A 230-nucleotide genomic window follows, 5' to 3' on the forward strand; every position below is an offset into this window, starting at 1 on the left:
CGCTTCGGATTCTTACCGTCGCTCGGGCGGTTCAATCCGTCGTTCCGGTAGTTCTTACCGTCACTTTGACAGATCTATCCGTCGCTTCGGATTCTTACCGTCGCTCGGGCGGTTCAATCCGTCGTTCCGGCAGTACTTACCGTCACTTTGACAGATCTATCCGTCGCTTCGGATTCTTACCGTCGCTTGGGCGGTTCAATCCGTCGTTCCGGCAGTACTTACCGTCACTT

This window comes from Lysinibacillus sp. NPDC056232 (assembly GCF_042267565.1).
In the GTDB taxonomy this organism is placed as follows: Bacteria; Bacillota; Bacilli; order Bacillales_A; family Planococcaceae; genus Lysinibacillus.